The sequence below is a fragment of the Pseudomonas sp. E1MeOHC2 genome, assembly GCF_058745025.1.
In genome coordinates this window covers 4,034,934-4,057,579 of sequence record NZ_CP196675.1, presented here as the reverse complement: position 1 = coordinate 4,057,579, position 22,646 = coordinate 4,034,934, and the positions used below count along the sequence as shown (strand labels likewise).

General features: G+C 62.6%; 15 protein-coding genes. 6 read left to right on the top strand and 9 right to left on the bottom strand.

Annotation, left to right across the window (positions count from 1 at the left end; all coding sequences use genetic code 11):
• Window positions 1-83 precede the first annotated feature (83 nt).
• A complete protein-coding gene (gene ppsA, locus ACSSU5_RS18390) occupies window positions 84-2,459 on the bottom strand; it encodes a phosphoenolpyruvate synthase (RefSeq protein ID WP_264309635.1) in 2,376 nt (791 codons plus the stop codon).
• A gap of 171 nt (window positions 2,460-2,630) precedes the next feature.
• On the opposite strand from ppsA, the gene ppsR reads away from it, so the two are divergent.
• Window positions 2,631-3,455 carry a posphoenolpyruvate synthetase regulatory kinase/phosphorylase PpsR gene (gene ppsR / locus ACSSU5_RS18385; RefSeq protein WP_264309636.1) on the top strand — a complete coding sequence of 275 codons (825 nt, stop codon included), beginning with the start codon at window positions 2,631-2,633 and terminating at the stop codon, window positions 3,453-3,455.
• A 167-nt stretch (window positions 3,456-3,622) separates the two neighbouring features.
• Here ppsR and ACSSU5_RS18380 read toward each other — a convergent pair whose 3' ends face one another.
• The gene (locus tag ACSSU5_RS18380) at window positions 3,623-8,488 is read right to left on the bottom strand and encodes an NAD-glutamate dehydrogenase (protein WP_492559452.1); all 4,866 of its coding nucleotides are present in this window, start codon (window positions 8,486-8,488) and stop codon (window positions 3,623-3,625) included.
• A 274-nt stretch (window positions 8,489-8,762) separates the two neighbouring features.
• Here ACSSU5_RS18380 and ACSSU5_RS18375 point away from each other — a divergent pair, with 274 nt between their 5' ends.
• Window positions 8,763-9,116 carry a hypothetical protein gene (locus tag ACSSU5_RS18375; RefSeq protein WP_264309638.1) on the top strand — a complete coding sequence of 118 codons (354 nt, stop codon included), beginning with the start codon at window positions 8,763-8,765 and terminating at the stop codon, window positions 9,114-9,116.
• A 64-nt stretch (window positions 9,117-9,180) separates the two neighbouring features.
• Here ACSSU5_RS18375 and ACSSU5_RS18370 read toward each other — a convergent pair whose 3' ends face one another.
• The gene (locus ACSSU5_RS18370; RefSeq protein WP_492559451.1) at window positions 9,181-10,098 is read right to left on the bottom strand and encodes a LysR substrate-binding domain-containing protein; all 918 of its coding nucleotides are present in this window, start codon (window positions 10,096-10,098) and stop codon (window positions 9,181-9,183) included.
• Window positions 10,099-10,231: 133 nt separating this feature from the next.
• Between ACSSU5_RS18370 and ACSSU5_RS18365 the strand changes: the two genes are divergently transcribed.
• Both ACSSU5_RS18365 and ACSSU5_RS18360 read left to right on the top strand, forming a co-directional pair.
• Complete coding sequence (locus ACSSU5_RS18365; protein WP_492561336.1) at window positions 10,232-11,530, top strand: NAD(P)/FAD-dependent oxidoreductase; 1,299 nt, start codon at window positions 10,232-10,234, stop codon at window positions 11,528-11,530.
• Between the two features lie 43 nt (window positions 11,531-11,573).
• Window positions 11,574-12,662 carry a polyamine ABC transporter substrate-binding protein gene (locus ACSSU5_RS18360; RefSeq protein WP_492559450.1) on the top strand — a complete coding sequence of 363 codons (1,089 nt, stop codon included), beginning with the start codon at window positions 11,574-11,576 and terminating at the stop codon, window positions 12,660-12,662.
• An 18-nt stretch (window positions 12,663-12,680) separates the two neighbouring features.
• Here the strand turns inward: ACSSU5_RS18360 and ACSSU5_RS18355 are convergent, their stop codons facing one another.
• Window positions 12,681-13,046: an avidin-fold protein gene (locus ACSSU5_RS18355; RefSeq protein WP_264309641.1), complete on the bottom strand. Its 366-nt coding sequence runs from the start codon at window positions 13,044-13,046 to the stop codon at window positions 12,681-12,683.
• Between the two features lie 163 nt (window positions 13,047-13,209).
• On the opposite strand from ACSSU5_RS18355, the gene ACSSU5_RS18350 reads away from it, so the two are divergent.
• Complete coding sequence (locus ACSSU5_RS18350) at window positions 13,210-13,638, top strand: NUDIX hydrolase (protein WP_492561335.1); 429 nt, start codon at window positions 13,210-13,212, stop codon at window positions 13,636-13,638.
• 17 nt (window positions 13,639-13,655) lie between these two features.
• Here ACSSU5_RS18350 and ACSSU5_RS18345 read toward each other — a convergent pair whose 3' ends face one another.
• Together ACSSU5_RS18345 and ACSSU5_RS18340 are read right to left on the bottom strand one after the other, a co-directional pair.
• Window positions 13,656-16,745: a MexW/MexI family multidrug efflux RND transporter permease subunit gene (locus tag ACSSU5_RS18345; protein WP_492559449.1), complete on the bottom strand. Its 3,090-nt coding sequence runs from the start codon at window positions 16,743-16,745 to the stop codon at window positions 13,656-13,658.
• Complete coding sequence (locus tag ACSSU5_RS18340; protein ID WP_492559448.1) at window positions 16,742-17,839, bottom strand: efflux RND transporter periplasmic adaptor subunit; 1,098 nt, start codon at window positions 17,837-17,839, stop codon at window positions 16,742-16,744. The genes ACSSU5_RS18345 and ACSSU5_RS18340 overlap by 4 nt, the downstream gene beginning before the upstream one ends.
• A gap of 86 nt (window positions 17,840-17,925) precedes the next feature.
• Here ACSSU5_RS18340 and soxR point away from each other — a divergent pair, with 86 nt between their 5' ends.
• On the top strand, window positions 17,926-18,393 hold the full coding sequence (soxR, locus tag ACSSU5_RS18335; protein ID WP_264309644.1) for a redox-sensitive transcriptional activator SoxR: 468 nt from the start codon (window positions 17,926-17,928) through the stop codon (window positions 18,391-18,393).
• Window positions 18,394-18,405: 12 nt separating this feature from the next.
• On the opposite strand, the gene ACSSU5_RS18330 is transcribed toward soxR, so the two are convergent.
• From ACSSU5_RS18330 to ACSSU5_RS18320, 3 genes are all read right to left on the bottom strand, one after another.
• A complete protein-coding gene (locus tag ACSSU5_RS18330) occupies window positions 18,406-20,910 on the bottom strand; it encodes a TonB-dependent siderophore receptor (RefSeq protein ID WP_492559447.1) in 2,505 nt (834 codons plus the stop codon).
• Window positions 20,911-20,996: 86 nt separating this feature from the next.
• A complete protein-coding gene (locus tag ACSSU5_RS18325) occupies window positions 20,997-21,929 on the bottom strand; it encodes a FecR family protein (protein WP_492559446.1) in 933 nt (310 codons plus the stop codon).
• On the bottom strand, window positions 21,926-22,450 hold the full coding sequence (locus ACSSU5_RS18320; protein WP_264309647.1) for a sigma-70 family RNA polymerase sigma factor: 525 nt from the start codon (window positions 22,448-22,450) through the stop codon (window positions 21,926-21,928). The genes ACSSU5_RS18325 and ACSSU5_RS18320 overlap by 4 nt, the downstream gene beginning before the upstream one ends.
• Window positions 22,451-22,646 lie beyond the last annotated feature (196 nt).

Here is a 22,646-nt window from a genome sequence, read left to right as displayed (position 1 = left end):
AAAAGGGCGGGAACCATTGCTGGAACTCGCCCTGGATCAAACCAGGCGGGGGCACGCCAGACGCACCCCCGCAATTCACTGGATCAGGCTGCGCCCTGGCCCTCGGCCAGGAAGAACCAGGTCTCGAGCACCGAGTCCGGGTTCAGCGACACGCTCTCGATACCCTGCTCCATCAGCCATTTGGCCAGGTCCGGGTGGTCCGATGGGCCCTGGCCGCAGATGCCGATGTACTTGCCAGCCTTGTTGCACGCCTGGATGGCGTTGGCCAGCAGCTTCTTGACGGCCGGGTTACGCTCATCGAACAGGTGCGCAATGATGCCCGAGTCACGGTCCAGGCCCAGGGTCAGCTGGGTCAGGTCGTTGGAGCCGATCGAGAAGCCGTCGAAGTACTCAAGGAACTCTTCGGCCAGAATCGCGTTGGACGGCAGCTCGCACATCATGATCACGCGCAGGCCGTTGTCGCCACGGGCCAGGCCGTTTTCGGCCAACAGGTCGATGACCTGGCTGGCTTCGCCCAGGGTGCGCACGAACGGCACCATGATCTCGACGTTGGTCAGGCCCATTTCGTTGCGCACGCGCTTCAGGGCGCGGCATTCGAGCTCGAAGCAGTCACGGAACGATTCGCTGATGTAACGCGAAGCGCCGCGGAAGCCCAGCATCGGGTTCTCTTCTTCTGGCTCGTACAGCTTGCCGCCGATCAGGTTGGCGTACTCGTTGGACTTGAAGTCCGACAGGCGCACGATGACCTTTTTCGGGTAGAAGGCGGCCGCCAGGGTGCTGATGCCTTCGACCAGTTTCTCGACATAGAAACCGACCGGGTCGTCGTAACCGGCGATACGCTTGTCGACGCTGTCCTTGAGCTCTGCCGGCAGGCCAGCGTAGTTCAGCAGCGCCTTGGGGTGCACACCGATCATGCGGTTGATGATGAATTCCAGGCGCGCCAGGCCGACACCGGCGTTGGGCAGCTGGGCGAAATCGAAGGCACGGTCCGGGTTGCCGACGTTCATCATGATCTTGAACGGCAGGTCCGGCATGGCATCAACCGAGTTCTGCTTGATGTCAAAGCCCAACTCACCTTCGAAGATGAAGCCGGTATCGCCTTCGGCGCACGACACGGTCACGCCCTGGCCGTCTTTGAGCAGTTGGGTGGCGTTGCCGCAACCAACCACTGCCGGAATACCCAGTTCACGGGCAATGATCGCCGCATGGCAGGTACGCCCACCACGGTTGGTGACGATGGCGCTGGCACGCTTCATGACCGGCTCCCAGTCCGGGTCGGTCATGTCGGAGACCAGTACGTCGCCTGGCTGAACCTTGTCCATCTCGGACACGTCGTTGATCACGCGGACCTTGCCAGCGCCGATACGTTGGCCGATTGCGCGGCCTTCGACCAGTACGGTGCCCTTCTCTTTGAGCAGGTAGCGTTCCATGACATTGGCGCTGGAACGGCTTTTTACCGTTTCAGGGCGCGCCTGAACGATGTACAGCTTGCCGTCGTCACCGTCTTTGGCCCACTCGATGTCCATCGGGCGCTGATAGTGCTGCTCGATGATCATGGCCTGCTTGGCCAGTTCGTTGACTTCGGCATCGCTCAGGCAGAAGCGCGCACGCTCGGCACGGTCGACTTCGACGGTCTTGACCGAACGACCGGCCTTGGCCTCGTCGCCGTAGATCATCTTGATCGCCTTGCTGCCCAGGTTGCGGCGCAGGATCGCCGGGCGGCCTGCCTGCAGGGTGTTCTTGTGCACGTAGAATTCGTCAGGGTTGACCGCACCCTGCACCACGGTTTCACCCAGGCCGTAGGCGCCGGTGATGAACACCACGTCACGGAAGCCCGACTCGGTGTCGAGGGTGAACATCACACCGGCGGTGCCGGTTTCCGAGCGGACCATGCGCTGCACGCCGGCAGACAGGGCCACCAGCTTGTGGTCAAAGCCCTGGTGCACGCGGTAGGCAATGGCGCGGTCGTTGAACAGCGAGGCAAACACTTCCTTGGCCGCGCGGATCACATTATCGACGCCGCGGATGTTCAGGAAGGTTTCCTGCTGGCCGGCGAACGAGGCGTCCGGCAAGTCTTCTGCGGTGGCAGAAGAGCGCACGGCAACGGCCATGTTGTCATTGCCGGCGGCCATTTCGGCGAAGGCTATACGGATTTCCGAATCAAGACGTGCCGGGAATTCGGCTTCCATGACCCACTGGCGAATCTGCGCGCCGGTTTTGGTCAGGGCGTTGATGTCATCCACATCCAGCGCATCGAGTGCGGCATGGATCCGCTCGTTGAGACCACTCTGTTCGAGAAAATCGCGATACGCCTGCGCCGTAGTGGCAAAGCCGCCCGGCACCGATACACCAGCACCCGCAAGGTTGCTGATCATCTCGCCCAGGGATGCGTTCTTGCCCCCCACATGCTCCACATCATGGACGCCGAGCTTATCGAGGGAAACTACGTACTCTACCAAGGTGATCTCTCCACTAACTGTGTTGGAAAAGCTCAAAGGCGCCCGCCTGTCTTCTTTGACTTGGCCGGGCGTTTGTGGCCTGTACCTGGAAAATAAGTGAGAATGCCGACAGCCGCATTCGGCAAACCGAACTTATCATATCCAAGAAACGTCATCAGCTTAAGGCCCAGGATGCAAATGAAAAGAACCGCGTTCTTCATCTCCGACGGCACCGGCATCACTGCCGAGACCCTGGGGCAAAGCCTGCTCGCTCAATTCGAAAGCATTCCGTTCAATAAATTTACCCGTCCTTACATCGATTCGCCGGACAAGGCGCGGACCATGGTGCAGCAAATCAACGCGGCTGCCGAGCGCGACGGTGTGCGCCCAATCATCTTCGACACCATCGTCAATCAGGACATCCGTGAAATCCTGGCCACCTCGAATGGCTTCATGATCGACATCTTTTCGTCGTTTTTATCCCCGCTTGAGCAGGAATTGACCGCCCATTCGTCGTATTCCGTGGGCAAATCGCACTCGATTGGCGGCAACTCCAACTACATGGAGCGTATCGAGGCGGTCAACTTTGCCCTGGACAACGATGATGGCGCGCGCACGCACTACTACGACAAGGCCGACCTGATTCTGGTCGGCGTTTCGCGCTGCGGCAAGACGCCAACCTGTCTGTACATGGCGATGCAGTTCGGTATCCGTGCGGCCAACTACCCGCTGACCGAAGACGACATGGAGCGCCTGCAACTGCCGGCGGTGCTGAAAAAGCACCACAACAAGCTGTTCGGCCTGACCATCGACCCCGACCGCCTGACCGCCATTCGCCACGAACGCAAGCCCAACAGCCGCTATTCGAGCTTTGCCCAGTGCGAGTTCGAAGTCCGCGAGGTAGAGAGCCTGTTCCGTCGGGAGAACATTCCCAATATCAATTCCACGCATTTTTCGGTGGAAGAGATTTCGGCGAAGATTCTGGTGGAGAAAGGCGTGGAGCGCAGGTTCAAGTAAGCCTGCAGTGGCCTCTTCGCGGGGCAAGCCCGCTCCCACAGGTTGCCCACTGCCCTCAGGTTAAGTGGGCAACCTGTGGGAGCGGGCTTGCCCCGCGAAGAGACCGGGACAGCCCCCTAAAAAAGCCCCGGCATCACTGCCGGGGCTTTTTCATTTCAGAGCAACGATCAGGACGGCACCACCACCGCCTGCCCGCTCATGGCCAGGTCGACCAGCTCGCGGTTGGCCACCGCATACATCGCATAGTCAGTGCCGGTGGCATTGCGCAGGTCGTCCAGCATTGCGCGCCAGCGCTCGACCATCACCCGGTGCTGCTCGGCCCACAGCGCCACACGGGCATCCATGTCCTGCGGTGCATCGACCATCTGCAGCACGGAAATGGTGATCGCCCGCTGCTGCAGGTCGATGTCGTCGCGGAATGCCTCACGGGCCAGGGCCTGCCAGTTGTTTTCCACCGGCAGGTTGCTGATCTCCTGCAGGTACCAGGTCAGGTCCAGCGAGCTGCCAACGGCGAAGAACGCCTTGGCCACCTGCGCCGGGTCATGGCCGGTGACGTCAGCCGCCTCGATGATCGGCAACAGCGTGTACAGGTGGCTGGTACCGGCCACCATGCGGGCCAACAGTTCAGGTACACCGGCTTCGACGAAGGCCTGGTAGCGAACCATCCAGCGCTCGCGGGTCGGCCCTTCCAGCAGTTCGTCGAGCTTGAGCCCCAATTGCGCGATCTTCGGCCCGAAGTGCGCGGTGTCGCGCCCGGCGTCCTGCTCGTTGCGACGGCTGCGCAGGAACCAGCGGGTAGCGCGACGGCCCAGACGCATCAACTCGTCCATCAGGGTCAGCTGGATCTCGGCCGGAACCTGATAATCCAGCGCTTCGATCTGACGGAACCAGTGCGGCAGGTGGAAGATGTCACGCACGATCACATAGGCGCCCGCCACGTTGGCCGGGCTCATGCCAGTGGACTCTTTCAAGCGCTGGACAAACGTGATGCCCATGTTGTTGACCAGGTCGTTGGCGATCTGGGTGCTAACGATCTCGCGCTTCAGACGGTGGCGACGCATGGACTCGGCAAACTTGCTGACCAGCGACGGCGGGAACGCGGTCTCCATGTCGCGGGTCAGGTAGTCGTCATCCGGCACCAGCGACTTGAGCAGTTGCTCCTTGAGGTCGATCTTGCTGTACGAGATCAACACCGACAGCTCGGCACGGGTCAGGCCTTGGCCAGCCGCCAGGCGCTCGGCCAGTTGCTCTTCGGACGGCAGGAACTCGATGGCACGGTCCAGCTTGCCACGCCCTTCCAGGTCCGCCATCAGGCGCTTGTATTCGGCAATCCGCTCGCGGGCGCGGCGGGCCGCCAAAGACAGCGCCTGGGTCTGCTTGTAGTTGTTGCCCAGCACCAGCGCGCCGACTTCTTCGGTCATGCTGCCGAGCAGCTGGTTACGCTGCTTCTCGGTCATGTCGCCACCCTGCACCACTTCATTGAGCAGGATCTTGATATTGACCTCGTGGTCCGAGCAGTCCACGCCGCCGGCGTTGTCGATGAAATCGGTGTTGGTCGCGCCGCCATTGAGGCCGAACTCGACCCGACCAAGCTGGGTCATGCCCAGGTTGCCGCCCTCGCCCACCACCTTGCAGCGCAGCTCGTTGCCATTGACGCGCAAGGCGTCGTTGGCCTTGTCGCCGACATCGGCGTGGCTTTCGCTGCTGGCCTTGACATAGGTGCCGATGCCGCCGTTCCACAGCAGGTCGACCGGCGCCTTGAGCAGTGCATTAAGTAGCTCGGTCGGGGTCAGGCGGTCGGCTTCGATGGCGAAGCGTTCTTTCATCTGCGGGGTGATGGCAATGCTCTTGGCGCTGCGCGGGAAGATCCCGCCGCCTTCGGACATGATGCTGGTGTCGTAGTCGCTCCAGGCCGAACGCGGCAGGTCGAACAGGCGCTTGCGCTCGGCAAAGCTGTTGGCCGGTTCCGGGTTCGGGTCGATGAAGATGTGCAGGTGGTTGAACGCTGCCACCAGTTTGAGCTTGTCGGACATCAGCAAGCCGTTGCCGAACACGTCGCCGGCCATGTCGCCGACGCCGATCACGGTGATCGGGTCTTCCTGCACATTGATGCCGCGCTCGCGGAAGTGGCGCTGCACGCCCACCCAGGCGCCACGGGCGGTGATGCCCATCTTCTTGTGGTCATAACCGGCCGAGCCGCCCGAGGCAAAGGCGTCGCCCAGCCAGAAGCCGTAGTCGATGGCAATGCCGTTGGCGATGTCGGAGAACGTCGCGGTGCCTTTGTCGGCAGCCACCACCAGGTACGGGTCGTCATCGTCGTGCCGCACCACGTTGGCCGGCGGCACCACGCCACCGTCCTTGAGGTTGTCGGTGATGTCCAGCAGCCCGGAAATGAAGATGCGGTAGCAGGCGATGCCTTCGGCGGCGATCTCGTCACGGCTGCCGCCCAGGGGCAGGCGGCGCGGCAGGAAGCCACCCTTGGCGCCGACCGGCACGATGACCGAGTTCTTCACCTGCTGGGCCTTGACCAGGCCGAGCACCTCGGTGCGGAAGTCTTCTTCGCGGTCCGACCAGCGAAGGCCGCCGCGGGCAACGTTGCCAAAGCGCAGGTGCACGCCCTCGACCCGTGGCGAATAGACGAAGATCTCGAACTTGGGTACCGGCTTTGGCAGCTCGGGGATCAGCTTGGGGTTGAACTTGAAGCTGAAGTACGACTTGTTTTGGCCGCTGGCGTCCGGCTGGTAGAAGTTGGTACGCAGGGTGGCCTTGATCAGGTCCAGGTAGCGACGCAGGATGCGGTCTTCGTTGAGCACCTGAACATCGTCCAAGGCGCTCAGGATCGCGTGCTCCAGGCGTTGCTGCTTGTCGTCCAGGTCGTCCTGGGTGAGCTTGCGCGCCAGGTAGAAGCGGGTCTTGAACAACCGGGTCAGCTCGCGGGCGATGTCGGTGTGGTTGTTCAGGGTACTGGCGATGTAGCCCAGGTCGAAGCCCAGGCGGATCTGCTTGAGGTAGCGGGCATACGCGCGCAGCAGTGCCACATCGCGCCATGGCAGGCCGGCGGTCAGCACCAGGCGGTTGAAGGCGTCGTTCTCGGCGTCGCCGCGGACAATATGGATGAACGCATCCTGCAAGGTGTCGTTGAGCTGCTGGATATCCAGGCTCAGGCCTTCGCTGTAAGTGAAGGCGAAGTCATGGATCCAGTACTCACGGCCATTGGCGTGACGCAGGCGATACGGGAACTCGCCCAGTACGCGCAAACCGAGGTTTTCCAAAATCGGCAGGACATCGGACAGCGCCAGCGGCGTGTCGGCGTGGTACAGCTTGCAATGCAGGGTACGCTCGCCAACCTGGGTCAGCGGCTGGTAGAAACTCATGGCCAGCGGCTTGCTTTCGGACAGCCCCAGCACATGCTGCAGGTCGACCACGGCCGAATGCGCAGCAAAGCGCTCGCGGTAGCCCGCCGGGAAGCCTTTGGGGAAGTCCGCCAGGATATTGGTGCCCTGGGCTTCGCCGAAATTCTCCACCACCAGGGTTGAGTAGTCGTCGTGCCACGAGCGGCACGCCTGGATCACTTCGTTTTCCAGTAGTTGCGGGTCGATGTCGATGCGGTTCTTGGGGTCGACCCGCAGAATCAACTGCACCCGCGCCAGTACCGACTCGGAGAAGAAGGTCCAGAACTCGCAATCGCTGGCTTTGAGGCGCTCCATCAGCACCTGCTGGATCTTCTGCCGCACTTCAGTGGAGTAGATTTCACGCGGCACATAAGCCAGGCAATAGCAGAAGCGGCCGTAAGGGTCCTTGCGCAGGAACACGCGGATCTTGTTGCGCTCCTGGATCTGCACGATGGACATGACGGTGCTGAACAGCTCGTCGATCGGCGTCTGGAACAGGTCGTCGCGCGGCAGCACTTCTAGCACCTGGGCCAGTTCCTTGCCCAAGTGCGCCTTGGGATCGAAGCCCGAGCGGCGCTCCACTTCGGCAACTTTCACCCGAATGTAGGGGATGGCATGCACGCTCTCGCCATACACCGTAGAGGTGTACAGGCCCATGAAGCGGTGCTCCTTGACCACCTTGCCGTCGGCGTCCAGCTGGCGGATCGACACGTAGTCCGGGTAGGCCGGGCGGTGCACACGGCTGGGCAGCGCGGCCTTGGCGAAGGACAACAGCAGCGGCTCGTTGAGGTAGGCCACAGCGTAGTCTTCGATACGCAGTTCTTCAGGCGTCAGCCCTACGCGCAAACGCCGCGGCAGGCCGAGGAAGGACTGCTCGTCATAGACCATCTGGCCGCCATCGCTGCCGCCCTGAACGGTGAACTCTTCGTAGCCCAGGAAGGTGAAATGGTTGTCCAGCAGCCACTCGAGAAACGCCTTTACCTCGCCTTTGTCATGCTGCGCCGGGCCGAAGGCGGTCTGCTCTACCTTCGCCACGACGTCGCGCAGCTTGGCCTTCATCGGCTCGAAGTCGGCTACCACCACACGCACTTCGGCCAGCACCTGCTCGATCTCGCGGGCCAAAACCGTCAGTTCGGCGGCGTTGGCGCAACGGTCGATCTCCAGGTACATCAGCGACTCATGGCGCACGCCCTCGCCGTGGGTACCCTTGGGCAGCAGCTCAAGCAGCTCGCCTTTGGCGCCACGGCGCACGCTCAGGACCGTGGTCTGCAAGGTGTGGATGCTGTAGCCGCGACGGTTGAGCTCGGTGCGCACCGAGTCGACCAGAAACGGCAAGTCGTGGTGCAACACCTCGACCACGGTGTGGGTCGACTGCCAGCCATTGCGTTCGTAATCTGGGTTGTACACCCGCACTTGGGGTTGTTCGGCGTCAAAGCGCTCGATGATGCGCCAGGCAGAAAGGGTACAGCCAGCCAGGTCGGAAAGCCTGCGCTGGGTGAGTTCGTCCAGAGAAATGATGCCGAAGAACTGTTCGGCGAACAGCGCCACTTGTGGCAGTGCCTGCTCGCTGATGTGCTGCGCCAGAGCCGCTTGCAGTTGATGCTGGAAGTCGGCCTTGCTGGCTGCGGTGAAAAACGCCATCTGTGGTACTCCGCTTGGGCTTTGTAATAATTGAAGCGTCGCTCGCGTGCGCCGTGTACGGATCAACGATAGCCAACCCGTGGCAAGGCGGACGGTTATAACCAGGCGTTGAACGTGCAAAGCACGCCCAGGTCTCGCCGAAGCTTAACGACTGAGTAGTCACCAACGCTTGCAGCGCTGCGACAATTTCGGTCAAGGGGCGGTAACTTTACGTTTATGGATGCCTGCAAGACTGTCAGAATTCCCTTCCGTTTCCTTTGACCTGAGCCTGTTCATGCAAATCAAGACCGCCCTGCTCTTCGCCACCCCTTGCGATGACGAGGAAGACAACATGGCGACCCTCTGCTGCCACAGCGACAAGGGTCAGATGTTCCTACTTACCCGCTATCCGGATGAAGACACGGTCGACCTGACCCTGGATGACGAGCCCTCGACGCTGGATGGACTGAAAGTGACGCTGACCGCCCAGCGCCTGCTGATCGAAGTGGCGGCCGGGGATCGCGATGCGCTGAGGGGGGATGAAGCGCTGGAGATCATCCTGACCAGCGAGCTGAGCGACATGGACGAGGTGAAGGAGACACTGCAGAACATTCTTGAGGGGACGGGGACGTTTGTCTGCGAGGTTTGAGGGAGCAGCCCGCTCCCACAGGGGGCTGGGCGGGCTTTAAAGATGGCGAGCAAGAAAGCTGCTCTTACCTGACCGCCATGCCAGCGCGAGTCTGCTCCAGCTGCGCCTCGAACCACTGCAACACCGCCGTGCAGGCCGGGTGCGCCGCCCCGCTGTCGCGCAACCAGAGTGCATACACCCCACCGGTCTTCAGCGGCTCGCCAAACGGCACGATCAGGTCACCCCGGGCCAGCGCATCGTGCGCCAGCACCTGGTCTGTCATGGCCACACCCAGGCCGCGCGCGGCGGCATCCAGCGCTAGGTCGTCAAGGTTGAACATCAGGTGCTTGTAACTGCGCTCGGGGCGATCCTGATGCGCCTGCAGCCACAGGGTCCACTCATGGCGCGCGGTCGAGCCGTGGATCAGCGCATGATCACCTAGCGCGTGCAGCGAACGTGGCGGTAACTGTCCGTCGCCCAGGCGCGGCGCGCAGACCGGGACCAGGTACTCATCGAACAACACCGTCAACGGCCGCTCATCAAGGCCATCACGCAAGTACAGCACATACGCATCGCAGTCCCCGCTGGTTTCCACCACCTCCCCGCTCACGGTCTCGATCGACAGGCATAACGACGGATTCAGCGCATAAAAGCTGCTCAGCCTGGGCAGCAACCAGCGCACCGCCAACGAAACGAAAATGCGGATACGAAACGGTCGGTCCACGGGCGCCGGCGAAAGCCGTTGCGCCAAAGCCCGCAGGTCGTTCAGGGCTTCGCATGCCACCGCATAGACATCACGGCCATGTTCTGTCAGCGCCACTTTGCGGCTGGTGCGATCAAACAGCGCCACACCGTAATGCTCCTCCAACTGCTGAACCTGGCGGCTGATCGCGCTCTGGGTCAGGTGCAACTGCCTGGCAGCCTCGGTAAAGCTGCTGCTGTCCGCTACGTGGATGAGCGCCTGAAGGGCTTGAAGCGAGGGAACACGAAAGATTTTATCCATGCGTTTCAAGAATAGCTGAATGAAATATTAACGTTAGAAACATAGCCACAGCCCTCGTAAATTAGGCCCTGAAGGCGCACCCAAGACAAACACCGATTACCCGTGCGCATTGATTGTGGAGAAGCTGATGGCAATCGACAACCGCTGTGGATGGATTGCGCTGGCGGGCGAGTCTGCCCCGCACCCGCGCCTCGAAGGCCAGCACACCTGCGACTGGCTGATCATCGGCGGCGGCATCACCGGCCTCGCTGCCGCCCACACACTGGCCGCACGCTTCCCGGGGCAACGCATCGTCCTGCTTGACCGGCAACGCGTGGCCCAGGGCGCTTCGGCACGCAACTCGGGCTTTGCCGTCAGCCATGAGCTGCCCTCGCCCGACGAATTGCTCGGCAACCCCGGTTTTGCCAGCTTTGAAGTGGCCTCGCGCATTGGTGTGGCTGCGGCCCAGGAGGTGCGCCAGCGTATCGCCGAACTGGGCATCGCCTGCGAGTACGATGACGGTGGGTACCACTTCGCCGTGCATCGGCCCGCACACTTGCAACAGGCCGAGGCCGTGATTCGCACACTCGAAGCCGTTGGCGCCAGCGCCCGCTACCTGGAAGGCGAAGCCCTGCAACAACGCCTAGGCAGCGGTTTCTACACCCGCGCCATCCATTGCGCCGGCGGCAACGCACTGCTACAGCCGGCCAAGTACGTACGTGGCCTGGCAGACAGCCTGCCCAAGGCGGTGGACGTTTACGAGCACAGCGCGGTGCAAAACCTTCGCCGCGCCGGGCAAGGCTGGCAGGCCCGCACCGATACTGGCGTGATCAACGCCACCCAGGTGCTAGCCTGCGTCGGCGCGTTTTTGCCCAGGGTCGGCGTGCACCAGAGCGGCACCTTCCCGCTGGAACTGAGCGCCAGCATCACCCGCCCACTCACGGAGCCTCGCTGGCAAAACCTGTTCGGCGAGCGCACCTGGGGCGTGCTGTCGACCTTGCCGGGCGGCGCCACCCTGCGCCTGCTGCCGGGCCGACGGCTGCTGATTCGCAACACCGTGGAGTACCGCCAGCGCGACCTCAATGGCGCGCAACTGCAGGCCCGCCGGCAACAGCATCTGCAAGGGCTGGAAAAGCGCTTCCCCGGGCTGTCCGCCAAAGACCTCGAATACACCTGGACCGGCCACCTGAGCGGCACCCGTTCCGGCGAGCCTTGCTTCGCGCGGATCGATGAAGGGCTGCATGCCGTGGCCGGCTGCAATGGTTCGGGGGTCGCGCGCGGCACGCTGTGGGGCAGGCTGCTGGTTGACATGGCCAGCGCCTCGACCTCAGCGCTGCTCACCGACGTGCTCGGCCAGGCCCAACCCGGTTACCTGCCGCCCCGCCCGTTCTTCGATATCGGCGCATCCCTGCGCATGGCCTGGGAAGTGCGCCGCGCGCGGCTAGAACGTTGACCGCCATGAGTACTTGCGCACACTTACAACAACAGAGGGCAAGATGATGAAACGTACCTGCATGGCCGTGCTGTCCGCGGCGTTGTTCAGCCTGACGGCCCAGGCCGCCGAGTCGGTGAATATCGCCAACTGGAGCGGTTACATTGCCGATGACACCTTGGCAGAATTCGCCCGCCGCACCGGCATCCAGCCCACCTACGACCTGATCGACAGCAACGAGACGACCGAGGCCAAGCTGATGACCGGCGGTAGCGGCTACGACCTGGTCAGCCCGTCCAACCATTTTCTGCCCAGGCTGATCAAGGCCGGCGCCATCCAGGAGCTCGACCGCAGCAAGCTGCCCAACTGGCACAATCTCGACCCCAAGCTGATGCAGCTGCTGGAAACCAGCGACCCTGGCAACCGCCATGCCATCCCCTACATGTGGGTGACCACCGGCATCGGCTACAACGTCGACAAGATCAAGGCCATCTTCGGCAATACCGATGTCACCCAGTCTTGGCAAATGCTGTTCAACCCGGAAAACATCCGCAAACTCAGTGCCTGCGGCGTGGCGTTCCTCGACAACCCGACGCAGGTGTTGCCCATCACCCTCAAGGTATTGGGGCTCGACCCGCACAGCCAGCGCCCTGAAGACCTGAAACAAGCCGAAGCGGCGCTCATGGCGATTCGCCCTTCGATCAGCTACTTCCATCAGTCCAAGTACGTCAGCGACCTGGCCAACGGCAACATCTGCGTCGCGATCGGCTTCAGCGGCGATGTACTGCAGGCAATGAACAGCGCGCAGCAGGCGAACAACGGCGTGCACCTGGGCTACAGCATCCCCCGTGAAGGTTCGACAGTAGCGGTGGACATGGTGGTCATACCAAAAGCTGCGCCGCACCTGGATGCGGCCTATGCCTACCTGAACTACCTGCTCGACCCCCAGGTCATGGCGCATATCAGCAACGCGGTGAAGTACCCCAATGGCAATGCGGCGTCATTGCCGTATGTGGACCCGGTACTGCGCGACAACCCTGCGGTGTACCCACCCCAGGCCGTGCTGGATACGCTGTTCCCGATCCAGACCTTGTCACCGGCGGGCATGCGCTTGAGCACCCGTTTGTGGACCCGGGTGATCAGCGGCAAGTGAGCGATGCGGGGGCTCCGGTTACTCGACGAACTCGACGTAACTGGATTCCCCACCCCCTGTCGCGCCCGACAACCAGCCCCAAACGAAGTGCAGCGTGGTACGACCGGCGTGATCCACCCCTAGCGTACCGCGCGACCAGCCAGCCAGCATTTCACCCTCCGTGGTTAAACACTGAAAAAGCAGTTCGAGGGTGTCGGGGCCTGTCACCCGGCCTACCTGGCTGCCGATACGGATACGGCCGCCCTGGTAATGGCTGGTAATGGCGCCTTCGTCGACAAAATAATGAAAAATCGTGCCCGTGCCTGATAACCCTTGTGTGTTGTTCGCTACCGCGAATCGGCGATTGTGCAAGCGCTCGCCGACCTGTGAATTCGCATTCTCCATCAGTGTCGTGTCCTTCCAGTGAGAGATCCATTCCAGCCTGTGCACACCTTAAACCAGAACGATCCCTGCTGGGCGTATTGCGCGGTTGTATGACCTGATGACCACCACCGACCGTCTGAACACGTATGATGCCTGGCCCACAATGGCCGATACGGAAATCATCATGCTCCCGGACAAGGCGTGCGCAGTCGTCCTCTCACCCTCGGCGCAGCCCGGCATTCTGTTGTTCCGCCATCCGCAGGCGGGCGTGCAACTGGTCAAGGGCTCCATCGAAAACGGCGAAACGCCGAGGGAAGCCGCCCTGCGTGAATTGGCTGAAGAGTCTGGCATCCAAGACGCCACGATCAAAGACGACCTGGGGTGCTGGGATGCCGGCCATCTTGGGCAGACCTGGTCGTTTCACCTGTGCCGGGTGGAGGGTGCTGTACCTGAACGGTGGTCCCACCAGACGCTGGACGACCATGGCCACACCTTCGCGTTTTTCTGGGCTTCGCTTGATCATTTGCCCTATTCCGAGTGCCACCCGGTCTTTCAGCGAGCGCTGAGCTTCGTGAGCGAAGCGCTGAAACGGGGCGGCCACTGGACCGTATAACAGGGCCAGGTGATCGCTCACTGCACACGCACCCCGAGGCTGTGCTCGGCCTCTGCCAATTGTTGTTTGCGCAACGAGATCAGCCGGTGATCCCGCGCCAACCAGGTGTAGATCGCCGGCAGCACGAACAAGGTGAACAGCGTGCCGATCAACATGCCGCAGACAATCACCACGCCAAGGCCGAAGCGGCTGTTGGCCCCTGCTCCACTGGCAAACAACAGCGGTATCACGCCGAAGGTCATCGCCGCCGTGGTCATCAACACCGGGCGCAGGCGAATCTGCGCGGCGCGGATGATGGCCGCCGCACGATCAAGGTTGTCGCGCACCTGAATTTCGTTGGCGAACTCCACCATCAGGATGCCGTGCTTGCTGATCAGCCCGATCAGCGTGACCAAGCCGATCTGCGTGTAGATATTCAGCGTGGCCCAGCCCAGCGCCAGCGGCAGTAAGGCACCGCAGATCGACAGGGGCACGGTCACCAGGATGATCAGCGGGTCTACCAGGCTTTCGTACTGCGCGGCCAGTACCAGGTAGATCACCACCAAGGCGGCAAGAAACGCCCACATCAGGGCAAAGCCTTCCTGCACATACTGGCGCGACTCCGATTGCCAGTCATAGCTGAAACCGGGCGGCAGCTCGGCGGCAAGCTGCTGCAGATACGCCACGGCCTTGCCCATCGAGACACCGGGCGCGGGGATGGCCTGCAGGGTGCTTGCATTCTGCTGGTCGAATTGCAGAAGGCGGTTAGGCGCGACCTGCATGTCCAGGCGCACCACCGTGGACAGCGGCACCAGGCTGCCATCTTCGGCCCGCACGTACTGGCGATTCAGTGCCGACGGTGTCAGGCGCTGGTCCTGAATGCTTTGCGGGATCACGTCATAGGCGCGGCCGAACAGGGCGAAACGGTTCAAGTACTGCTCGCCCACCAGCACGCCCAGGGATTCCCCGATGGCCTGCATGCTGATCCCAAGGCTCGCGGCCTTGGCGCGGTCGATGCGGACGTTCACCACCGGGTTGTTGTAGTCCAGATCGCTGTCCACCACGCTGAACAAACCGCTCTCGCGGGCGCGCTGCTTGAGCACTTCCATCGTCTGGTACAGCACCGGGTAATCCTGGGCACTGCGCAACACCATCTGTACCGGCAAGCCACCACTGGAACCTGGCAACGACGCCACCTGGAAGGCGAAGATACTGCTCCCTTCGATGTCCGCAACCGCCTGTTGCAACTGCGCCTGGATCTGCGCGGCAGAACGCTCGCGCTGCTGCCATGCGCTGAGGTTGATGCCACCGAAACTGGCCGCCGTGCCGTCGGTGCCGTTGATGATCCAGGTATCGGTGGTTTCGGCAATCGACTTCATCACGTGGTCGAGTTTGCTGGCGAAGCGCTCCACATAGTCCAGGCTCGCATGTTGCGGCGATTTGATCGCAGTCAGCACCGCCGCCTGGTCCTCCGGCGGCGCCAACTCGCGCTGCGGCAACAGGTACAGCCAGGGCAGGCTCAGGCACACCAGCAGGGCAACGCCCGCGCTGATCCAGCGCCGCGACAAGGTGTAAGCCAAGACCTGTGCGTAGGCCGCCGTCAGCCCACCGAACACCCTCTCGGCGAAGTGGGCCATGGCGCCGTCCTGCTGGCCGGGCTTCAACAGCAGCGAACTCATCACCGGCGATAGCGTCAGCGCCACGATGCCCGAAACGATTACCGCCCCTGCCAAGGTCAAGGCGAACTCACGGAACAGCGTGCCGGTCAGCCCGCCCATCAAGCCAATGGGGGCGTACACGGCGGCCAGGGTCAGGGTCATGGCGATCACCGGGCCGGCGATTTCGCGCGCACCGGCCAACGCCGCCGCCACGGGCGTCTGCCCCTCTTCGATGTGACGGTGCACGTTTTCTACCACCACGATGGCATCGTCCACCACCAGGCCGATAGCCAACACCATCGCCAACAACGTCAGCAAGTTCAGGCTGAAGCCGAACGCCAGCATCAGCCCCGCCGCCCCGAGCATCGACAAGGGGATGGCCACCACCGCAATCGCCACGCTGCGCAGCGACCCCAGGCACAGCCAGATCACCAGCACGACGATCAGCATCGCCTCCACCAGCGTGCGTAACACCTCTTCGATCGAAGCCTCGATGAACCGCGCGGTTTCATAGGCCAGCGCCACCTTCACGCCGGGCGGGAGGGTTTGCTGGATCTGCGGCAGCAACTCGCGAATGCCTTCCACGATCACCAGCGGGTTACCCGACGGTGTCGGGAACAACCCCAGGTGCACCGCAGGCTTGCCATCCATGGTGGCACTGGTGCGGGTGGCCGCTGCGTTCAATTCGACAGTGCCCACATCACGCAAACGCACAAGGTCCGTGCCATCGTTGCGAATGATCAGGTCACGGAAGTCTTCGACGCGGGTCAGGTCGGTATCGACCTGGATGTCGGCCAGCACGAACTGCCCACGCACCTGCCCCGGCGTCGCCTGGTAGTTGTTGGCCCGCACCGCTTGCGCGACGTCGGCAGCAGTCACCCCACGTCCGGCCATCTGCTCGCTGTCGAGCCACAGGCGCATGGCCAGGTTCTGCCCGCCGAAGGTCTGCACCTTGGCAACGCCGTCGATCCCCGAAAGCAGCGGCTCGGCCACCCGCGACAGGTAATCACTCAGCTCTGGGATAGACAGGCTCTCGCTGGAGAAGCCCACATACGCGACTGCCGTGGAGTCACCCGCAGACAGCTCCACCACCGGGTCGTAGGCTTTCTCCGGCAAGCGGTAGCGCACCTGGTTGACCTTGGCCATGGTCTCGGCCAGCGCCTGGGTCGAGTCCCGATTGAGCACCATGCGCAGGGTAATCAGGCTGCGCCCCTGCAGCGACGATGAAGACATATAGTCCACGCCCTCTACCGAGGACACCGCCTGGCTGATCGGCTGGGTCACAAAACCTTGCATCAGTTCGGCGGAGGCACCGGGGTAGTCGGTACTGATGGTGATCGTCGCACTCTCCAGCAACGGGTACTGGCGCACCGGCAGCTTGCCCAGGGCGAACAGCCCCATCAGCACGATCAGGCTGCTGACCACCAGCGCCAGCACCGGGCGGCGCACGAAGATATCGGTGAATTTCACGATTGATGCCCCCCGGCCCGGTCCAGCAAGCTGTCCTCAGCCACCTGCTCGACCTGCATGCCATCACTCAATTTCAGCTGGCCAGAAACCACCACCCTGTCGCCCGGCGCGAGGCCCGAGATGATCTCCACACGCCCCTGCCAACGCTCACCGGTCGTCACCCGCACCCGGCTGACGCTGATCCCGCGCTGCTGATCCTGCGTGGCAATGAACACCGTCTGCCCGTAGGCGGTATAGGTAATCGCGGTTTCCGGCACGGCCAGCACCCTTGACGGCTGCGTGGCGGGCAGACGCACGCCGGCATACATGCCCGGTTGCAACTGCCCGTCCAGGTTGGGCAAGGCGGCCTGCACCTGGACCAGCCGCGACTTGCTGACCAGCGGGTCGACCGCTACTACCCGGGCCTGAAACGCCCGCCCCCGCGCCGCATCGACCGTCAGCTCCAGCACCTGCCCGACACTGACCTCGGGGGCAGCCTGTTCGCTCAGGGAAAAATTGACGTGCAGTTGGCGCGTGTCCGTCAGGCTGGCAATCGCTTCGCCAGCGCCCAGGTACTGGCCCTGGTGGACACGGCGGATGCCGACCTTGCCTGCGAACGGTGCGCGTATGGCTTTTTGCGCAATCAGCGCTTCGACATGCTGCAGTTCGCCCATGGCCACATCCACGGCCGTGGTCGCGTTGTCCAGCAACTCCTGCGAAACGGCATTCAGCGCACGCAGCTTGCGCGCACGCTGCGCCGCGATGTGAGCATTGCGCAGCTTCGCCCGCAGTTGCACCCGCAGGGCCTGCTCGGGCGCATCGTTGAGCTGCACCAGCAACTGCCCGGCGCTGACAGCCTGCCCAGACTCAAACGCGATCTGCGTGATGCGCCCTGGCGCCTCGGCGGCCACCTGTACCTGATTGACGGCTTCCAGTTCCCCCGACGCAAAGGTGTTGCGCGCCACCTCGACCTGCTCAACCGTGGCCAGTGCAACCTTGGTCGCCGGCCAGGCCGCCACCGCCTCGCCCGATGCATGGCTACCCGTCAGCGCGTATACGCCGACCAGCACGCATGCCACTGCGCCAGCCCAGGCCATAAGCATCCTTTTGTTCATGCATTGCTCCGATCATCAGGGGAAAGCAGTTGCGGGAAAGATCGGGCAGGACTATAAGAGCTCAACTTAACTTGAGGTCAACAGGCGTGCCAGCAAGAACAGCAACTGACAGCTCGCGGCAACTGACCGTGGGCGAGGTGGCCAGACGCAGCGGGGTGGCGGTGTCCACCCTGCACTTCTACGAGTCCAAGGGCTTGATCGCCAGCACCCGCACCGGCGGCAACCAGCGGCGCTACCCCGCCTTGGTGCTGCGTACCATCGCCATCATCAAGGTGGCGCAGCGCACGGGGATTCCCCTTGAAGAAATCAAGCGCGCCCTCGGCCGGTACCCCCCTAACAGCAAACTCACGGCCGCCCAGTGGGGCGAAATGTCCTCGGCCTGGCGAGAAGACCTGAACGCCCGCATTCGCACCCTGCAAGCGCTGCGCGACAGCCTGGACAACTGCATTGGCTGCGGCTGCCTGTCGCTTGAAGACTGCCCGCTGCGCAACCCCGAGGATGTGTTGGGCAAGGACGGTGCGGGGGCCAGGATCCTGGAAGGCAAAAGTGTGTAAGCGAGAGGCTGCTTACCAGAACGTTCCGCGCAACGTGAGCATATGGTTGCGCTTTTCTGCGTACCAGTTGCCGGACGCCGAGGAGCCCAACGTGGCGTAGTAGGTCTTGTCGAAAATGTTGTTGGCGTTGTAAGCCAGCGTCCAGTGATCGTCGATCTGGTATTCGACCAACGCGTTCCACACGGCATAACCGCCCTGGCGATAATCGAATGGCTCCGAGCGCAGCACCTTGCCCGCGCCATCGATCACGCTGGCACTGCCGCTGACCAGGTTGGCGCTCTGTAAGGTTACGCCACCACCGACCTTGAAGCCGTGCAGTTGGCCAGGCAGTTGGTAAGTGCTCCAGAGCTTGAATTGGTGCTTGGGCGTGATGCTGCTGAAGGCCGTATTGTCCTGGCGGTTGCGGTTGTGGTTATAGGTATAGCCGGCCAGCAGGTTCCAGTCCGGCAAGACCTCCCCCGCCAACTCCATGTCCACACCCTTGCTGACCACTTCGCCCTGGGCCAGGTAGCAGCAGTTGCCGCCGAACAGGACGTTGGTCAGTTCGTAGTTCGGGTCGACCACAGCTTCGTTGTCCCGCTGGGTGTAGTACAACGCCACGGAGGCGTTCAGCGCCCCGTTGAACAACTCGCCCTTGAGGCCTGTCTCGTACGTCTTGCCTTTCATCGCTTCGATCGAGCTGCCTGGCAACGGACCTTGCAGCTTGTTCTGCTGTGGCTTGTAGATTTCCGAGTAGCTGACATATGCCGACCAATCATCGCTCAGGTCGTAGACCAGGCCGCCATAAGGCACCAGTTTGGTGGGTTCGCGGGTAGAAATATCGGATTCCACCGACCACACACCCTCGTCACGTGCCCGGTACAGCTGTTCGAAGGTGTAGCGCTGTGCACGTGCACCCACGATCAAATGCAGCGGTTCGGCCAGATGCAGGCGCAAGGTCGAGTACAGGCCGTACTGCGTCTGGGTGTTGGGGTTGTAGTCACGGTAGAAGTCCTTGTTGGTCGGCGGCATCACCCATGGCGTGGCGCCTGGGTTGAACACGTCGATGGGGCCACCGGAGCCGGCTGACTGCAGGGTGCCTTCCCACTGGCTGGTGATCTTCTGGTAATCGACGCCCATGAGGAATTCATGTTGCCGGTCGAAGGCCCGAAATTTGCCGGCAACGTTGACGTCCCAAAGCTTCTGGTCACTGCGGTACTGGTTGACGTTGCCTGTCCAGGCGGGGCCCACCAGGGTCACCGGGTTGACCGCGCCGAAGTTGAATGCGCTCTTGCCAAACCCGGAATCCAAGGTCTGGGTGTAGGTGATGTTGGCTTTCCAGTCATCGTTGAAATCGTGGTCGAGCTTGGCGAACACTTCCTGGGAGCGGCCGTCCAGGTACGCCCAGTTCTGCGTCAGGCTGCTATTGCGAGAGAGCCCCAGGTCGGTGCCGCTGCTATAGCGCGGCAGCCCGGTGCCGGAACCGGTTTCGTGGATGCGCTCGGAGCGACCACCCAGGGTCAGGCGGGTGTCAGGCAGGATATCGGCCTCGAGAATGCCATAGATGATCGGCTTTTCGGTCGCACGGTCGTCGAGCATGTACTGACGGTCGGTGTAAGCGGCGACCAATCGGCCGCGCAGCTTGCCATCGAAGCCGAGCGGGCCGGTCACGTCGAACTGAGTGCGGTAGTTGTCCCAGCTGCCGGCCGACATGTCGACCTTGAGCTGGTAGGTGTCCAGCGGGCGCTTGCGCACCAGGTTGATCATGCCGCCCGGGTCGCCGGTCCCCCCGAACAGCGCAGACGAACCACGCAGCACTTCAACGTGGTCGAACTCGACCATGTCGTAGCTCTTGTTCGAATAGAAACTCCCCGAGGTGGTCCCCAAGGCCATGGGCGCGGCACCGTCGATCTGGATGTTCTCGATCTTGAAGCCGCGCGAGTAGAAGTCCGATAGGCGGAAGTTGTTGTTCTTGACGGTGATGCCGGGTGTGACCTTCATGGCATCGGCCAGGTCAGTCATGCGGTGCTCTTCGATGATCTGGCTGGTCACCACCGACACCGACTGCGGCGTCTGACGCAAACTGGTGGGGGACTTCGAGCCGATACTGACCCGCTCGGTGGTGTACGAGCCGGTGTTCTCGGTCATCATGCCCATGCCCTGCCCCTGTATCACGGTGCTGCTCAGCTCCAGCGCCGAACCCGCATCGGGTGCCAGCGATTGCAGCGACCAGTTGCCATCCGAGGCCTGCACAGCCTTCAGCCCCGTCCCCTCCAGCAACAGGTACAGTGCCATTTCAACCGGCAACTGGCCCTTCACCGGGTGGGCCTGCTTGCCTGCCACCCACTGTGGCTCGTACGGCAAGCTGATGCCGGACTGTTCGGCAAAGCGGTTGAGCGCTTCGTCCAAAGGCGCCGCAGGCAAGTCGTAGCGCAGGGTGGGTTGGGCGGCTAGCACAGGCTGGCAAAGGCTCAGGCCAGAACCGATGAGCATGGCTTGGGTGAGCAGTGCTGGGCGAAAACGTGACAACAGATCCATCGAGGGGAGGCTCCTGAAAAAGTGTAGGTCTTTTTCTACTTGTCGAAGGCGCCGACAAAACCCCGTAATCGGACAGCACACTTTTTTCAGGCCGGTACGATGCGCACCCACAGTGACGTGCGCCAGATCAGGCGCACGGGGAGCGTGTGGCTGAGTGTGCGCAAGGCGTTTTCGCTGTCGTCAAGCTGGAACACCCCAGAAACCTTCAGCCCCGCCACCGCAGGGTCGCACCCGACCCAGCCCGTGCGCTGGCGGGCCAGCCGCTCGGCCAACTCGTGCAAGGGCATGGAGTGAGTGATGAGCAACCCGCGCGTCCAAGCCGACCCGTCGAACGTGGGTTGTTCGACCCGACGTGAATCGGCCGCATCGACCAGAAACTGCTCGCCTGCCATGGCACGCAATGCAGGCCGACCCGGCGCGAGGATGGCAACTGCCCCCTCATCGACCGTCAAGCGCGTGCGGCCGTTTTCCTGACACAGGTCGAAGGCCGTACCCAGTGCCTGGAACCGGGCCTGGGCCGTGTCCACACACAGCGCGCGTTGCAGAGGGTCGTGGCCGGCTTTCACGTAGACCTGGCCTTCGCGCAGTTGGATCAGGCGCTCGACCTGGTTGACGCGCACATCGACAGCACTCCTGCCATTGAGCTGCAGTTGAGTGCCATCGGCCAGTTGGACGCGACGACGCTCGCCGGTGGCCGTGCTGTAGTCGGCAAGGCTGACACGCCAGGGCGACTGCTGCACGGCACTACCGGCCATGCCCAGGCCAAGCAAACCAAGCGTGAGGGTTTTCAATGCTGCGCGTCGGCCTGGGTCGCCCAGCGTGCGGATGGCCACGCCCGAGGGCAGTTCGCGGGCCTGGGCAAAGCAGGTTTGCGCCTCCTGCAGGGCCTGCCAGGTGGCCTCGTGCTGCGGGTCGGCTTGACGCCAGGCCAGGCACGCGGCGCACAACGCCGGCGCATGCTGGGATGATTCGAGCTTTACCTGCCAGTCGATCGCCTGGTCGAGCACCGGGTTGGTCATGGCGCGTGCATGATCTGGTAGCAATGCCGTATGGCCTTGGCCATGTACTTCTCGACGCTGCTCAGGCTGACGCCAAGGCGAATCGCGATGTCCTGATAGCTCATGCCTTCCAGTCGCGACAGCAGGAACGCCATGCGCGCTTTGGACGGCAGCCCATCAAGCAGGGCATCGATCTGCATCAACGTCTGCAGCAACATCAATTGCCGCTCGGCAGAAGGCGCCTCGGGTTCGGGCAGGTGCGCCAGTGCTTGCAGATACGCGGCTTCCAGCTTGTGACGACGAAAGCGGTCGATCAGCAGCCCTCGCGCCACGCTGCTCAACCAGGCTCTCGGCTGGCGCAGCGCAACAATCTGCTGCGGGCGTAGCAAGGCCTGCAGGAAAGTGTCCTGCGCGACATCACACGCCTGATCGCCGTAGTGCTGGCGGCGTTGCAGCCAGCTCAGCAACCAGGCGTGATGGTCGCGATACAGGGCATCGACCCCCTCGCGTGAAGGCGGTGCTGAAGCGGGCGGTGGCGACATTGTGAGCCTCGGTTCCAGGTCGAAACAGGTGCAGTTGCAAATGGTTCGCAATACTACGAGGTTTTGCCGCATCAGGTCACCCTGCAAATGACAGGATCAACGCGATGACACTTCGCTTGCATATGACACAACGTGTCATTAAGATCGCCATGTGTCCTGAAACCAAACCACGGCAATCAGGAAGTCATCGCCCTCA